The sequence below is a fragment of the Streptosporangium sp. NBC_01639 genome (assembly GCF_045209755.1).
Taxonomy (GTDB): Bacteria; Actinomycetota; Actinomycetes; order Streptosporangiales; family Streptosporangiaceae; genus Streptosporangium.
This window is the reverse complement of the sequence record NZ_CP109272.1, coordinates 1,092,543-1,107,243: the sequence shown is the minus strand read 5'-3', so window position 1 is coordinate 1,107,243 and position 14,701 is coordinate 1,092,543. Positions and strand designations below refer to the sequence as shown.

At 69.5% G+C, this 14,701-nt stretch carries 14 protein-coding genes and 1 pseudogene; 5 read left to right on the top strand and 10 right to left on the bottom strand.

What is annotated here, in order from left to right:
• Window positions 1-26: 26 nt before the first annotated feature.
• Both OHA77_RS04965 and OHA77_RS04960 read right to left on the bottom strand, forming a co-directional pair.
• Window positions 27-512, bottom strand: a complete 486-nt coding sequence (locus tag OHA77_RS04965) for a Clp protease N-terminal domain-containing protein (protein WP_406316444.1) — start codon at window positions 510-512, stop codon at window positions 27-29.
• A complete protein-coding gene (locus tag OHA77_RS04960) occupies window positions 509-745 on the bottom strand; it encodes a hypothetical protein (RefSeq protein ID WP_326821829.1) in 237 nt (78 codons plus the stop codon). Before OHA77_RS04960 ends, OHA77_RS04965 begins: the two co-directional genes overlap by 4 nt.
• 43 nt (window positions 746-788) lie before the next feature.
• On the opposite strand from OHA77_RS04960, the gene OHA77_RS04955 reads away from it, so the two are divergent.
• Complete coding sequence (locus OHA77_RS04955; RefSeq protein ID WP_406316442.1) at window positions 789-1,160, top strand: DUF998 domain-containing protein; 372 nt, start codon at window positions 789-791, stop codon at window positions 1,158-1,160.
• A 259-nt stretch (window positions 1,161-1,419) separates the two neighbouring features.
• On the opposite strand, the gene OHA77_RS04950 is transcribed toward OHA77_RS04955, so the two are convergent.
• From OHA77_RS04950 to OHA77_RS04935, 4 genes and pseudogenes are all read right to left on the bottom strand, one after another.
• Window positions 1,420-1,980, bottom strand: a complete 561-nt coding sequence (locus tag OHA77_RS04950; protein WP_406316440.1) for a hypothetical protein — start codon at window positions 1,978-1,980, stop codon at window positions 1,420-1,422.
• A 2-nt stretch (window positions 1,981-1,982) separates the two neighbouring features.
• Window positions 1,983-3,782 (bottom strand): DEAD/DEAH box helicase, encoded by a 1,800-nt coding sequence (locus tag OHA77_RS04945; RefSeq protein WP_406316438.1) that lies wholly within the window; start codon window positions 3,780-3,782, stop codon window positions 1,983-1,985.
• Between the two features lie 4 nt (window positions 3,783-3,786).
• On the bottom strand, window positions 3,787-4,044 hold the full coding sequence (locus tag OHA77_RS04940; protein WP_406316436.1) for an MFS transporter: 258 nt from the start codon (window positions 4,042-4,044) through the stop codon (window positions 3,787-3,789).
• A gap of 969 nt (window positions 4,045-5,013) precedes the next feature.
• Window positions 5,014-5,202, bottom strand: a pseudogene (locus OHA77_RS04935) (hypothetical protein); the annotation flags it as partial.
• 562 nt (window positions 5,203-5,764) lie between these two features.
• Here OHA77_RS04935 and OHA77_RS04930 point away from each other — a divergent pair.
• Entirely contained in the window at window positions 5,765-6,571 is an 807-nt protein-coding gene (locus tag OHA77_RS04930; RefSeq protein ID WP_406316435.1) for a tryptophan synthase subunit alpha, read from the top strand.
• 201 nt (window positions 6,572-6,772) lie between these two features.
• Here OHA77_RS04930 and OHA77_RS04925 read toward each other — a convergent pair whose 3' ends face one another.
• From OHA77_RS04925 to OHA77_RS04915, 3 genes are read right to left on the bottom strand one after another with little or no spacing between them, the layout of a single operon-like run.
• Window positions 6,773-8,038 carry a M20/M25/M40 family metallo-hydrolase gene (locus OHA77_RS04925; protein ID WP_406316433.1) on the bottom strand — a complete coding sequence of 422 codons (1,266 nt, stop codon included), beginning with the start codon at window positions 8,036-8,038 and terminating at the stop codon, window positions 6,773-6,775.
• A gap of 25 nt (window positions 8,039-8,063) precedes the next feature.
• On the bottom strand, window positions 8,064-9,965 hold the full coding sequence (locus tag OHA77_RS04920) for a prolyl oligopeptidase family serine peptidase (protein WP_406316432.1): 1,902 nt from the start codon (window positions 9,963-9,965) through the stop codon (window positions 8,064-8,066).
• Window positions 9,966-9,968: 3 nt separating this feature from the next.
• On the bottom strand, window positions 9,969-11,087 hold the full coding sequence (locus OHA77_RS04915; protein ID WP_406316430.1) for a C39 family peptidase: 1,119 nt from the start codon (window positions 11,085-11,087) through the stop codon (window positions 9,969-9,971).
• Window positions 11,088-11,330: 243 nt separating this feature from the next.
• On the opposite strand from OHA77_RS04915, the gene OHA77_RS04910 reads away from it, so the two are divergent.
• Complete coding sequence (locus OHA77_RS04910; RefSeq protein WP_406316428.1) at window positions 11,331-11,984, top strand: TetR/AcrR family transcriptional regulator; 654 nt, start codon at window positions 11,331-11,333, stop codon at window positions 11,982-11,984.
• Window positions 11,972-12,268: a DUF6204 family protein gene (locus OHA77_RS04905; protein WP_406316426.1), complete on the top strand. Its 297-nt coding sequence runs from the start codon at window positions 11,972-11,974 to the stop codon at window positions 12,266-12,268. Before OHA77_RS04910 ends, OHA77_RS04905 begins: the two co-directional genes overlap by 13 nt.
• A 227-nt stretch (window positions 12,269-12,495) precedes the next feature.
• Here OHA77_RS04905 and OHA77_RS04900 read toward each other — a convergent pair whose 3' ends face one another.
• Window positions 12,496-13,512 carry a GlxA family transcriptional regulator gene (locus OHA77_RS04900; protein ID WP_406316424.1) on the bottom strand — a complete coding sequence of 339 codons (1,017 nt, stop codon included), beginning with the start codon at window positions 13,510-13,512 and terminating at the stop codon, window positions 12,496-12,498.
• A 122-nt stretch (window positions 13,513-13,634) separates the two neighbouring features.
• On the opposite strand from OHA77_RS04900, the gene OHA77_RS04895 reads away from it, so the two are divergent.
• Window positions 13,635-14,600: an NADP-dependent oxidoreductase gene (locus OHA77_RS04895; RefSeq protein ID WP_406319765.1), complete on the top strand. Its 966-nt coding sequence runs from the start codon at window positions 13,635-13,637 to the stop codon at window positions 14,598-14,600.
• Window positions 14,601-14,701 lie beyond the last annotated feature (101 nt).

The following is a 14,701-nucleotide window of genomic DNA, read 5'->3' as shown; positions in this document are numbered from 1 at the left end:
GAAAGCGCGGAGCCGGGGTGTACTCGTCACTCGATGCCGTCGTTCGCGATGACGCTCTCAAGGCGGGTCAGCAGCTCGGCGCGGTCGACGCCGGCCAGGGCCAGGGCACGTGGCACTGTGCCGACCTCGGCCTGCAGGATTCCGAGCAGTACGGACGCCGGACGCAGGTCCTTCTTACGGGAGACCGAGGCGAAGCCCCGCTCAATGGCGAGCCTGCACGTCTCGCCCATCTTGGATGAACGCTTCAACCTGGTGCTCGGCCGGGGGAGGTCGAACGAGGAACGGGACACCCCGACCGCGTTCAGACTGTGGTCGAGCTCCCGGTCGAGGGCAGCGCGGATCGCCTGGTGATCGAGGCCGACGGAGGCCAGGATGCGCTGCGGGGCGGTGCCCTCCTGGGCCGCGACGGCCAGCAGGAGGTGCTGCGCCTCGACCGTGGGCGATCCGCGTCTCTGCGCTTCGACACCTCCCTCGGTGAGGATCGTGTGGAGGTATGCGTCGAACGCGTTCATGGCGAACGTCTCCTTAGCTTGACGCCGGCGACGATGAGCCGCTTGGCGTGCTTCCTGTGGACCGCTTGACGGGTCACGCCGAGCGCCTCGGCGACCTGCGGCCAACTCCAGCCCGCGCGCATCGCCTGCTCAACGGCGGCGTCCTCCAACTGGTCGGCCCACCGCCGCATCGCCACCACGGCCGCCAGAGCGTCGGCGGGATCCTGCGGGACGGGGATGTCGCTGTCGGGCATGTAAGCAACATTAATTGACTAACTCGGCTCTAGTCAATGCAAGTTGCTTAAGTCTGTCGAGCCCTTCGCCTCCGCCGTGATCCCCACCAACCCGGCGGGCATGGACCTGACCACGACCGGCTACGTTCATCGCTACATCTCCTTTGCGGCCTTCGCCGTCCTTCCCGTGGCCGGCCTCATCCTGGCCCGTCATCTGTCGCGGCAGCCGAGCTGGCGCGTGGTGGCCGCCCCGGTGCGGGTGCTGGCGATCGTCGTCCTGGCGGGCGGTGCGGCCATGGTGTTCGCCGCGTTCCCAGGACACCGCGTCCTGATCGGGCTCGCCGAGCGGCTGCTGGTCATCGCCGCCATCGGCATGCTGGGCGTACTCAATTACCGGGCGCACCGGCTGGCGCTCGTCCCCTCACCCGTACGGTGACGCAGAGGTAACGCCCACCCCCGCCCTCGTCATCCGGAATGGGTGTGGCTCGTTCTCGGGACCTTTTGAGTTGGGCGGTTGGGCTTTGGGGGTGCGGGTCCCGGGGGCGCGGCACGCTGCCGGAACTCGATCGGATGCGGAGCGGGCGAGCGGGGCCGTCACGGCCGGAGGATGCGGGGGCATCCGCGGGCTCAGCGGGCGGTGTGAGGGTTCGTGCCCTCCGGGTGGGTACGCACCGCTCCTTCTCAGGTCGGCCGGGTCACTCGGCCACCGTGAAGTAGACGGCCGGATCAAGGGAGTTGAGTGCGATCCAGTGCTGCGCCGTCGCTTCGGCGGGCGCTTGGCCGCCGCCCGCCGAAGCGAGGAAGAAGCCCTGCACGTCGAGAGCGATGCGGGGATCGTCGTCGATGCGCCGCGCCATGTCGTAGTAGACGGCCAGCTCATGGACGCACCGCGGGGTGGCGGCCGGGCAGGAGCAGTCGATGCTGTCGAGGACCGGGACGGGCGGATGGCCCGCGCCGGCGATCGCGCCGTACAGATCGTCGGTGAGCAGGGGCTGGATGCCGCTCAGCTGTCGGGAGATCTCGGCCGTCGCCCCGGCGGACATCGGCGCGACCTCGATCGTGACCACCGAGGTGCCGCGACCTCGGTGCACGACGGCGCGCACGGTCCGGCCGTCGAACGTGATCTCCACCTTCCCGTCGCGTGCCATGCGCCGCGCGCTCGGCAACTGGGGATCGGGACGGGTCTGGCGCAACGACTCGGCGAACCGGACCCAGTCCTTGCCCCACTTCGTGTAACCGTAGTCGTGGTCGGCCATCGTCAGTTGACTCGCTTCCGGCGCAGGACCTCGACGAGACGGTCGTCGTCCAGGCGGGCCAGTTCGGCGACACTGGATATGTCGGCGATGTTCGACAGTGCGGACTTGTGGTGGTGCATGGCCGCGATGTGCTCCTCGACGGTGGTCCCGGTGGTCAGGGTGGTGACGGTGACCGTGCGGGTCTGACCGATCCGGTGGACCCGGTCGGACGCCTGGGCCTCCACGGCCGGGTTCCACCACCGGTCGAAGTGGATGACGTCGGCCGCGCGTGTGAGCGTGAGCCCGGTGCCCCCGGCCTTCAGGCTGAGGACGAGCACCTTCGGACCGTCGTCGGACTGGAACCGGTGGACGATGTCGGCCCGTTGCTCCTGGTTCAGGCCGCCGTGGAAGAACGGCGTACTCACCCCGAACTGTTCGGCGAAGTGCCGGACCAGCAGCTCACCGGTCTTCCGGTACTGGGTGAAGACGAGGGTCGGAGAGTCGTTCTCCAGGTTGTTGGCCACGATGTCGGTGCACAGATCGAGCTTGCCCGACCTGCCCGACAGCTCCCCGAGGTCGTCCGTGATCAGGCCCGGATGGTTGCAGACCTGTTTGAGCGAGGTCAGGACCGCGAGCACCTTGGTCTGCCGCTGGGCGCCACTGCCGAAGCCGTCGTCGATGACCTGTTCCAGCAGCCGGTCGTACAGCCGCTCCTGCTCCTCGGTGAGGTCGCAGATGAGATCGGCGTGGATCTTGGGCGGGAGCGACCTCGCGACCTGGGACTTCTTCCGCATCAGCACGACCGGCTCGATGGCCCCGCGCAGCCGGGCGGAAGCGGCCGGGGAGCCGTCCGAGATCGGCCGCACGAAGCGACGGCGGAACTGCGTCCGGTTCCCGAACAGGTGCGGTGCGACCAGATTGAGCAGGGCCCACAGCTCGTCGAGGTGATTCTCGACGGGCGTCCCGGTCAGGGCGATCCGCGCGTCGGCCGCGATGGTGCGCGCGGCCTTCGACACCTGTGTACGGGGGTTCTTCAGGCTCTGCGCCTCGTCGAAGACCGCAGTGCTCCACTGGATCCCCGCCAGGGCCGGGCTGTGCGTGCGCAGCGTGGGGTAGCCGGTGAGCACCACCGTGCCGCTGTCCACCGCGGGCAGCGGCCCGCCGCGCCAGATCGTGGTCCGCAGGTCGGGTGCGAACCGCGCGATCTCGTGCGCCCAGTTCCCCACCAACGACGTGGGACAGACCACCAGTTGCGGCCCCTTCTCGGCCCGTCCGGCGACACAGCCGACGGTCTGCAGGGTCTTGCCGAGTCCCATCTCGTCGGCCAGCACCGCGCCGCCGTGCGTCTCGATGGTCTCGCGCAGCCAGCTCACCCCGCGCACCTGATACGGGCGCAGCTCGGCGGTGAGCGCCGTGCGCATCTCGGCCCCCATCGCGGTGGTGCGGCGGAAGACGCCGCTCGCGTGTTCCGCCGTCGTGACGGCGACACCTGTGGCGTCGGGGACCGCGTGCGCGGCGATCGGCAGAGCCGACTCGCCGCCCGCGATCCACGACCGCCAGACGTCCACCGACCGGCCGGGCGAGTCGAGGGGCACGGCCACGAGCCGGTCCGGCTCGATCAGCACGCAGTCGACGTCGGACACCTTGAGCCTGCCGAGGTCCGGCGTCGGGACGGCCAGGGGGACGGTTTCGACGTCACCGACCGGCGGGGCCGCCCCCACGGCACCATCGGCCCAGGTCCACAGGGCGAACATGTGCCGGTCGGGCAGGTACGTGGCCTGACTGTCCGACCGCGTCTCGGGGAGTTTCTGCCTGGTTCCCATGGCGTCAGCGGATGCCCACGTAGTCGCCTGCGCGGGCGGTGGCGAAGACCACCAGGCCCGTCGCGAGCACGGCCCGGTGGCCGAAGCGGTCGCCCAGCGCACCCGCGGTGAACATCAAGGTGGCGAAGGCCAGCGTGTACGAGCCGGTGGCCCACTGCAGCTCGGCCGGACTGGCGTTCAGCCCACGGACCGGGTCCGCGAGGGTCTCCAGGGTGATACTCAGGACGGTGTTGTCCAGCCAGATCAGCAGTGAACACACCATGAGAACGGCAAGAATCAACTGCTGCCTGGATTTCGGCAACGTGGATGCAGTCATGAATACCTTCGGACGCGGTCTGAAAAGCTGACGAGCGGACCGTAGACAATCATCGCGCGTATGTCAATTCCCGGGCGGCCGGTAATGGTCGGCGATTTTCCGACGCCCCGAGGGCATACCGCCAACTGTTCTGTCAATTCTTGAAGATGGGAGCGGGCTGGCGGTTCAGTGCGCTCCCGGGGGCATACCGCCAAGCGCTCTGTCAATTTCTGATCCTGTTGTTTGACTTCACGTGAATTCCGTGCCCCACTCCGCGTTCTGCCTCTGCTCCGCGCCCTGCCCCGTGTACCGCGTCGTGCGCTGCGCCGGAAGCAGGAAGGGGTGGGCGCCGGCACCGGTGCGGCCGCTCCCGGGGCCCGTCCTGGGGTCGCCGGGAGCAGCCGAGTACCCAGACGGCGCCCCGTGCGGGCGGTCCTTTCGGCCTGCCGGTTCAGCAGGACGAACGTTCTTCCCCGCGCATTTTTTGAATAAGAAGACTGGAATTCACCCGGGTCGGTGGAACGGAATTCTCCGGGGTATTAATGGAAAGGAAGAGGACAGATACGACCGCATTCTCGCTAGGGTGTTGCCCGTCCGCAGGGAGAGGAGAGGCGCGCCCTGGATCAGGTTTGCTCCGGCGGTTCTCCTATTCACGTCCACCAATTGATGTTCTGACCGGTGGTCCCGAAGACTTCGTTCAGTCGATTGCTGAGATCGCGAAAGGCGCCGCGCTCGGGTTGCTGTTCAGGCGTCCAGGTGGCGTCGCATTCCTCGCAGAGGAGGAAGCTGATCTCGCCGCCCCGTACTCGGTACGAGCCACCAGTCGCCGCAGTTTCCCCCGCAGCCCCTCCATCTTCGCGGCACTGTCCCCGAGTCCCAACGCCAGCGCGATCTGCTTGGCCCGCACCCCATGGCCCGCGTCCGTGATCACCTCCATCACGTGACGCGGACGCCGAACTCCAGGCTGTCGACGGGGACGCGCTCGTCCGCGCCGTGGAACATGCCGTAGTAGTCCAGGTCCGGGCTGAGCGTCAGGGGCGCGAAGCCGTAGCCCTTGGTGCCGAGTTCGTCGAAGGCCTTGGCGTCGGTGCCGCCGGACATCACGTACGGCACCGGCCGCGCTCCTGCCGCGCGTTCGCGGCATCGAGCAGTTCGAGAACGTGCGGCAGTGGAGTGAGCAGGGCATTTGTCCACTGGGTGACGTGCTGGGCATAAGACCAGTGGGTCTCGAATGTTCTGCATGAATGCCGCGTCGAACGGGCGACCCCCGTGAGCGAGGGGACTGGTCTAGTAGCTCGCGGCCCATTTGATGGCTTTGTTGGCCTTCTGTCACGTTATAGGGTCATTGACCCATTGCGTTCCCGCAGTCCTCTGTGCCAAGCTCAAGTCCGACACTCGGGACGAAAAACCCAGACTGGTTGGATGCTCACAATCCCCACTACTGGGCAAGGGCGATAAAGGGGTAATGGGTCTGTTTCTGCACTGGACCGTCCGCGCACCGAGCCGTCGGTAGACGCCCTGCGAGTCATCGGCAGACGCCCTGCTTGAGATTGCGAGCCGAGCAGCACGCTTTGCGGATGCTATCCGCGCGAATCGGTTAGTTACCCAATGGGCGCTTTGTCTGTTTTGCTATCAATTCTTTGAGCGCCGGCCCCTGCCGGAGTTCTACATGTTTAGAGGAGTCACGGTGAACCGGCTGACCCAGAGCCTGCAACAATGCCGGGAACAGCGGCGTCTGTTGCTTGTCGGTTTCCTTCCCGCCGGCTGGCCGGAACGGGCCCAGCATGAAAGCAGCGTCGCTGCCGCCTTCGACGCCGGTATCGACGCGTTGGAGATCGCCGTCCCCAATCCGCCCCTCCTGATGGACGGGCCCCTACTGCGGCGTGCGGCTGCGGTCACCTCCAGAGAAGTCACCGACGCCGCCGACGCGCTCACTCTCGCCGCCCGCGGACGAGCAGACCGCAGATGCCCGTTGATCGCCCTTTTCTACCGGCATGCGGCTGAGGAACTAGGCCTGTCACAGTTGCTCGACGTATGTGTCGAGGCCGGCGCGGACGCCGTCCTGATGCCGGAGCACCCATTTGCCGAGCAACTGCAGATCGCTGAGAAAGCCCGCGCACGCGGCTTGGAGCAGGTGCTTTTCCTTCACCTGGAGGATGATCTCCCGCTGCTGACCGCCACCGGTCTGGACCGTCCTGTCATCTATATGCAGTCGGCCGACCTCCAGACCGGCGGACCGTTCGACGCGGACAAGGCCCGCGAACGGCTGGGAGAGCTTCGTGAGGCGCTCGGTGGCCGTGATGCCTTCGTCCTGGTCGGTTTCGGGGTGCACGGTGCGGAGGAGGTCGGGGAGCTTGCCGATTCGTCGGCGGACGGTGTCATCGTCGGCACTGCGCTGACCCGTGCCGCCGAGGGCGGTACCGCTCCCCTCGTCGATCTGGTGACCACCATGCTCCCTGCGCTGGCCAGGCCCTGCGCGTCGTCGGGTGTGTGACGTGCCGGGCCTCTTCTCCGGCCCGTCGCCGTGACCTCCTCGACCACGATGACGCCTGCGCCGTCCACGCCATCTGATCAATCCGATGAACAGGACATGGCGAATCAACGCCGGGGCTCTGGGGGAGTCCCGGCCTGCTGATGTGCCTCATCCGGCCGGAGGTCCTGTCGGGGCTTCCGGCCGGGGGGCGGGGTGGGCGGGTCAGGCGGCCAGCAGGCGGTCCAGGACGCGGACGCCGAACTCCAGGCCTTCGACGGGGACGCGCTCGTCCACGCCGTGGAACATGCCGTAGTAGTCCAGGTCCGGGCTGAGCATCAGGGGCGCGAAGCCGTAGCCCTTGATGCCGAGTTCGTCGAAGGCCTTGGCGTCGGTGCCGCCGGACATCACGAACGGCACCGGCCGCGCGGCCGGGTCCTCGGCGATGAGCGCGTCGCAGAGCTGGCCGAAGAACGGCGAGTCCAGCGGCGCGGAGGGGGCGTCTCCGTGGCCGACGAACTCACGGGTGACCTTCGGGCCGAGCAGGCGGTCGATGGTCTCCAGGAACTCCTCCCGGTAGCCCGGCAGGAAGCGGCCGTCCACATGGGCGGTGGCGGTGCCGGGGACCACGTTGACCTTGTAGCCGGCCTCCAGCATGGTCGGGTTCGCCGAGTTGCGGATCTGCGCCTTGAACAGCGCGCCCACCGAACCCAGCCGGTCGGCCTCCTCTTCCAGACGGTCGAGGTCGATCGGCTCGCCGAGGATGTCACCGAGGCTGGTGATCAGTGCCGCCACTCCGGGCGTCAGCCGTACCGGCCACTGGTAGGAGGCGATCCTGGACAGGGCGTGGCACAGCTCGGCCACGGCGTTGTCCTTCGGCGGACGGGAGCCGTGACCCGCGACACCGGTCGCGGTGAGCTTCATCCAGGCGGTGCCCCGCTCACCCACCGCGACCGGGTAGATCCGCGCGTCCGAGGTCTGGACGCTGTAGCCGCCGGACTCGCTGATCGCCTCGGTGCAGCCGTCGAACAGGTCCCGGTGCTGCCGCGCCGCGTACCGCGCGCCGTAATCGCCGTTCGCCTCCTCGTCGGCGAGGAAGGCCAGCACGATGTCCCGCTTCGGGCGCACGCCGCGCCGGGCCCAGTCGCGGACCAGGGCGAGCGTCATCGACACGGTGCCCTTCATGTCCACGGCGCCCCGGCCCCAGACGCAGCCGTCGGCGATCTCTCCGGAGAACGGGTGGATCCGCCAGTCGGAGGGCTCGGCGGGCACCACGTCCAGATGGCCGTGGATCAGCAGGGCCTCGGGCGAGTCGCCCGGGATCCTGGCGACCACGCTGGTGCGGTGCGCGGCCGACTCGAAGACCACCGGCTCGATCCCGGCGTCGGTGAGCAGTTCGGCGACATGCTCGGCGGCCGGGCGCTCGCCCGAACCGGGGTTGGTGGTGTCGAACCGGATCAGGTCCGAGCAGATCTGAGCGACCTCATTCATGGATTATGACTCCCCGAAATATCTATTAACGGTGCATACCCCGTAGGGGCAATGGCGGCACTTCAGGTGTCGCGAACCCGAAGATCAGCCCGTAGAAGGCGAGCTCGGCCTCAAGCGCGGCCACGATGGTCTCCTCGCGGCGCCAGCCGTGCTGCTCGCCGGGGAAGGTCAGGTAGGCCCACGGCGTGCCTTCGGCCTCCAGCGCGTTGACGAACCGCTCCGCCTGGACCGGGTCGACGATCGCGTCCTCCAGACCGTGCATGAGCAGGGCCGGACCGGACGCGTTCGCCGCGTGCAGGGTGGGCGAACGGTCCAGGTAACGCTGCCGGGTCTCCGGGAGCGGGCCGATCAGGCCGTCCAGGTAGCGCGACTCGAAGTCGTGCGTCTCGGCGGCCCAGCCCTCCGGGTCGGTGATCGCGTAGTGGGCCACCGCGCCGCGGAACACCGTGCTGTGCACCAGCGCGGCCACCGACGTCCAGCCGCCCGCGCTGCCGCCGCGGATCGCGATCTTCGAGGCGTCCGCCTTCCCCGCGGCGATCAGGCCGCGCGCCACGGTCTCGGAGTCGCGCACGTCGACCACGCCCCACTGGTGGCGCAGCCGCTCACGGTAGGCGCGGCCGTACCCGGTGGAACCGCCGTAGTTCACGTCGGCCACGCCGATGCCGCGGCTGGTGAAGTAGGCGATCTCCACGTCGAGGACCATCGTGCTGGCGCTGGTCGGCCCGCCGTGGACGAAGATCAGGTAAGGGGCGGGACCGGTGACGCCGCGCGGCGGGTAGAGATGCGCGTGCACGCCGTCGAAGGTCACCGCCTCCGGGTCGGGCAGCGCGTCGCGGTCGGGCAGCTCCTTCTCCGGCGACAGCACGGCGTGCCCGCCGGTGCGCAGGTCCACCATGACGACCTCGAACGGCGTGTACGGCGAGGCGCCCACGCCCGCCACCAGGTCCCCGCCGACCGAGACCGTGGGGTTCCAGTAGGTGGGCGGGGCGTCGAGGTCGGTGATCTTTCCGGTGTCCGGGTCCAGCACACCGAGGCGGCGCCGGTCCGGGGTGCCGTGCATCATGACGATCAGGTCGCCGGCGAGCGCGAACCAGGTGTTGCCGAGCCGCCAGACCGCGTCGCCGCACTCCTCGGTGAGCGGGGCCAGGTTACGGGCGGGCGAGCCGTCGAGGGAGACCAGGTGCAGGTTCCACCAGCCGTCCGGGTCGGTGAGCGCGTAGAGCGCGCCGTCGTCGCGCCACTCGGCCTGGATCACCGACTCCTCGGGGCCGCCGGCGACGACCCGGTGGGACCCGGCCGACCCGGTCGCGTCCAGCGGGGCCACGCACAGCTCGGTGCCGTCCCACGGCATGGCGGGGTGGTTCCAGCCGATCCAGGCGACATGCGTCCCGTCGGGGGAGAGCCGGGGGTTGGTCAGGAAGTGCTGGGCCGTGGCGACGACCCGCACCGGTCCGCCGTCCAACGGGACCGCCACCAGGTCCCGGCGGGGATCGACCCGCGGGCCGGCCGAGCCGGGCCGCGGCTCCGCGAGGTGGATCTCGCGGACGGCCCAGACCTCGTCACGCCCCGGCGGCAGGTACAGGTCGCCGTAGCGGGCGCCGTCGCCGGGGGTGAGGGGTACCGGCTCCGCGTGCCCGCCGTACCGGTAGATCCGCTGGTCGGCCCAGTTGGTGAACACGACTCCGCCGCCGGGCAGCGGCCGCCAGGAGCGCCCGCCGTACTCGATGAGGCGGTTGCGGGAGTTCCAGCCCGGGGGGAGCGCGTCCCGGGCCACGCCGTCCGGCCCGCGCCGGACCACGCATCTGCGTCCGCCCTCATGCGGACGAGGCTCGTCCCACCACACCTCCTCCCCGCAGATCTCCACCCAGAGCGGACGGTCGTCCACCCTGGCAACGTCGACGGGACGGATGGGAGAGTCGTTCAGCATGGATCACCAGTTGCCGTCGGAAGGGGGCAGGACAGTGCCGGGCGGGTGGACGATGTGCACGATCCCCCCGCTGCCGGACTTTCGGAGCCAGACGTTCTCGAACGCGGCCCGAGGATAGACCCGCCGCACCGTGGCGTCGTCCGGCGCAGCGGGGTCGTTGGCGATGACGTCACCATCCGCGGTGAAGCCGATGACGACCATGATGTGGCCGCCGGTGGAGTATCCCGAGCCGGGGAGTTCGTGGTCCCGGAACGACTGCGAGGTGACCACCGGGATTCCGGCGCGGACCAGGCGCTCCAGTTCGGTGAGCGAGCGCAGCCGGGTGACGAATCCCTCCAGGCCGTACCGGCCGGCATAGGCCACGCCGAACGGCCAGTTCCCGGTGCCCTGGTAGCTGTGGTCGTACATGTCCCGGGCGGCGTGGTCCACGGCCGGGCACGGGTCACCCGGTGAGACCCAGGACAGGGCGTCCGCGTCGGGCCCGCGCTTCCAGTAGGCGAGCACCATGCTCATCGAGGCCGGGGCGCACCAGTTCTCCCCACCGTCGTCCCACTCGGGGAAGTGTCCCGCGTGGACCTTCTGCGAGTGGCGGGGCACGTCCAGTTCGACAGCACGGGCCTCTCCGGGCGGGCTCACCGGTACGGCCGGCAGCGAGGGCAGCGCCGAGGCCATCACCCCGGCGCGGTGGACCCGTGCGCCCACGCCGTACAGCGTGCACCTGAGCCGGTAGGCGACGACCGGCCGGGTGGCCACGAAGGTGTCCACCGCGACGTCGCCGTCCTCGTCGCCCTGGCCGGGCAGTGAGGTCCGGTGGATGTCGCGGTCGCTCTCCGCCCAGTGGCCCATCACGTACCACTTGGTGAGGTCACCGGAGACGGTGCGGGCCTGCAGCGCGATCTCCAGCCAGGTCCCCGGCGGGGTGCTCGCCGTCCACGATGGCACCAACTCGGTCGCGGGGAACCCGATGTCCCGCTCCTCGCCGGTCCAGCGGGCGTACTCCCAGGTCCTGGCGGCGCCGCCGAACGGATCGTGGTAGTCGGCCAGGCCGTTCTCGTTCGGGTTCACATCCGTCCACCGGTGGAGGACGACGAGGCTCGGATCGGCAGGCGGGGGGGTGACCACCCATTGATTGTTATTTCACGCTAGAAGCGGCACATCGGACGGTTTACGTATCCGAAATATGGAAGCGCGTACGTCGTGCTGGACGGCGTCATCGGCCACCACGGCAGCGCCCGCCTCGGCCATGGTTCGGCACGGTAATCCACCTGGATCACGGAACGCACCTCGGGCCGAGGCGCGATGGTGGTGCCGCTCATGAAAAATTGCAATCGACTTGAATTTTGGAGTGTGCTTGAATTTCTTCCCATGGCTGAGGGGCTACGGGAACGCAAGAAGCGGCAGACACGGCAGCGCATCTCCGACGTGGCCATCGGCCTGTTCGTGCGGCGGGGCTTCGAGCACGTGACGATCGCCGAGGTCGCCGCCGCGGCGGAGGTGTCGGTGAACACCGTCTACAACTACTTCCAGGCCAAGGAGGACCTCGTCCTGCCGCCGGACGAGGCGTCCCCGCAGCGGCTCGCCGACATCGTGCGGCACCGTCCGGTCGGTGACTCCGCCGCACGGGCGGTGCTGACCCGGCTTCGCGAGGAAGTGGGCCACCGCGACCGCAAGCTGGGGCTGACCGAGGGGTTCGGCCGCGTCTTCGAGATGATGCGGGCCGCTCCCACCCTCACCGCCCGTCTGGAAGACCTCGGCAGCCAGATGACCGAGGCGCTCGCCGTCGTGCTCGCCGAGGAGACCGGAGCCGCGCCCGACGACCTGCTGCCCGGGGTGGTGGCCTACCAGCTCGGCTGCTTCCACTCGCTGGTCTTCGCCGAGATCGGCAGGCGCACCGCGGCGGGGGAGAGCCCCGACGCCATCGCCACGGCCGTGCTGGAGCTGCTGGACGTCATCGAAGACCTGCTCGGCGAACGCATTCTCAGCTACGCAGTACGGAAGGACCGACCGTGTTCAGAGTGATCATCTCCGGTGTGTTCGACGGGCTGAGCGGCGCCGGCGGCGCCGCCGTCCTGGCGGCGGGCGGCGCCGCCTTCACCGAGGCGGGAACCTTCACCCACGACGGGAGTCTTTCGGCGTTCACCTTCCGCTGCCAGGTGCCTGCGGGCCCGGACGACGGTGAGCACGAGGCCACCCGGGGGGCGATCGCGGCGCTGGACGCGCACGGCCACCCGTACCGGATTCTCCGCGTCGCGGTGACCGACATGCGCCACATCAAGATCCGCCGGAAGGGCCGGCCGGGGTGAACCACCGGACCGGACGGCTCGGCAGCCCGGAACCCGCCCCCGCCGTAGGCGGATATCCTCGGCGGGTCCTCGCTCCCGTGGGGTGAGGGCCCGCTGCCCGGACAGGTTGTCTCTGGTCGAATTCGGAGGCTTTGACGCCGTTGACGAAGGCGGTCCACTCGCTGCTCGACGGTGGCCGGCAGTCGCTGCGCCCGACCTGGTCAACGCGTCCGGCGCCACCTTCCCCCTCACCCTGAAGCGTGCGACAACGGAACGGCCGATGGCGGCAAGACGGCTGGGGGAGTGGTGGCGGGGCGGAAGGTGCGGCGGTATGCCTGGGGGCTGACGCCGATGACGGCGCGGAGATGCTGGCGCAGGGAGACGCCGGTGCCGAAGCCGGAGCGGTGGGCGACGAGGTCGACCGGCCAGTCGGTTGTCTCCAGGTAGTGGCGTGCCAGGTCGACGCGCTGGCGGATGAGCCACTGGCCGGGGGTGGTGCCGGTCTCCTCGCGGAAGCGGCGGGTGAAGGTGCGCACGCTCATGTGGGCGTGTACGGCCAGGTCGGCGAGGGTGAGGGGCGCCGCGAGGCGTTCCAGGGCCCATGCCTGGGTGGGAGCGGTACCGGAGGCTGTTCCGTCGGGGACGGGGCGCTGGATGTACTGGGCCTGGCCGCCGTCGCGCCAGGGCGGTACGACGCAGGAGCGGGCGACGTCGTTGGCGACCTGACTGCCGTGGTCGCGGCGGACGATGTGCAGGCACACGTCGATGCCCGCGGCCACCCCGGCCGAGGTGAGGATGTCGCCGTCGTCGACGAACAGGACATCGGGGTCGATGCGGGCGGTGGTGAACATGCGCTGCAGCCGGTCGGCCTCCCGCCAGTGCGTGGTGGCAGGGCGGTGGTCGAGGAGGCCGGCTGCAGCCAGCACATAGGTGGCGGTGCAGATGCCGACGATGCGGGTGCCGGTGCGGATGGCGGCCAGAGCCTCCCGCAGAGCGTCGGGCAGGCGGCCCTCCTCACGGATGGCGCCGAGGGCATTGGAGGGCGGGATGACGACGGTGTCGACGTCGGCGAGCAGAGAGGCGTCGTGGGTGACGGTGAGGGCGTAGTCCGCCTCGGTGCGTACCGGGCGGCCGTCCAGGCTGCAGGTGGTCACGGTGTAGAGCCGGTTGCCCGCCCTGTCACGGGCGGCGCCGAAGATGCGGGCGGGGATGCCGAGCTCGAAGGGAAGGACACCGTCCAGGGCCAGAACGCCTACGTGGTGCATGGCCAGATCCTTTCAGGCCATGGCCATCAGGCCGCTACCGGGGCTCTCGTGGCTCCGGCAGCCTGAGGACGTGCCAGGGAAACCGGCACAACAGAAGAGGCCACCGGAAAGGCAACATGACCATGTCCCAGCCCACCCCCACGACCATGCGGGCCGTCTCTCAGGACACCGCAGGAGGCCCCGACGTCCTCAAAGTCATCGAGACGGCTCGCCCGCAGCCGGACCGGGGCGAGATCCTGGTCCGCGTGCACGCGGCCGGAGTGAACCCGGCCGACTGGAAGACCCGCTCGCGCGGTGAGTTCTCAGTGGGGACGAAGCCCCCGTTCACCCTGGGGTTCGACGTTTCCGGGGTGGTCGAGGCGGTTGGCGATGGTGTGACCGTCTTCCAGTCGGGTGATGAGGTGTTCGGGATGCCGCGCTTCCCCCACCCGGCCGGCGCCTACGCCGAGTACGCTGCCGCGCCTGCCCGTCATTTCGCCCCCCGCCCCACAAGCCTCACCCACATCGAGTCCGGCGCTTTGCCGCTCGCCTCGCTCACCGCCTGGCAGGCCCTGGTCGACACCGCAGACGTCCGGCCCGGCCAGCGTGTGCTGATCCATGCCGCCGCCGGTGGGGTCGGTCACCTGGCCGTCCAGATCGCGAAGGCCCGCGGCGCCCACGTCATCGGCACCGCCAGCGCCGCCAAGCACGACCTGCTGAGGTCGCTCGGCGCGGATGAACTCATCGACTACCGCACCCAGGACTTCGCCGAGACCGTCCGCGACGTCGACGTCGTCCTGGACGCTCTCGGCGGCGACAACTGGGCCCGCTCCCTGCGCACCCTGCGTCCGGGCGGCACGCTGGTCTCGATCCTGCCGCTGGACGACACCTTCCCCTGCGAGGAGGCCGAAGCAGCCGGGGTGCGCGCAGTGTTCATGCTTGTCGAGCCCGACCAGTACGGCCTGCGCGAGATCACCAAGTTGGTCGAGGACGGCCGCCTGAGGGTGATCGCCGAAGCCGTCTTCCCTCTGGAGGACGCCGCCGGTGCTCACCGGCTGGGCGAGACCGGCCGTACCACCGGAAAGATCGTCCTGTCCGTCGCCTCCTGACCCGCCCCCATTCCACCCGCGGATGTCATGGTCGGGTCACCCGTTCCGCACACGAAAGCCCACACCCATTACGGAGGGAGCGAACGGCTCTTCCATCCGCT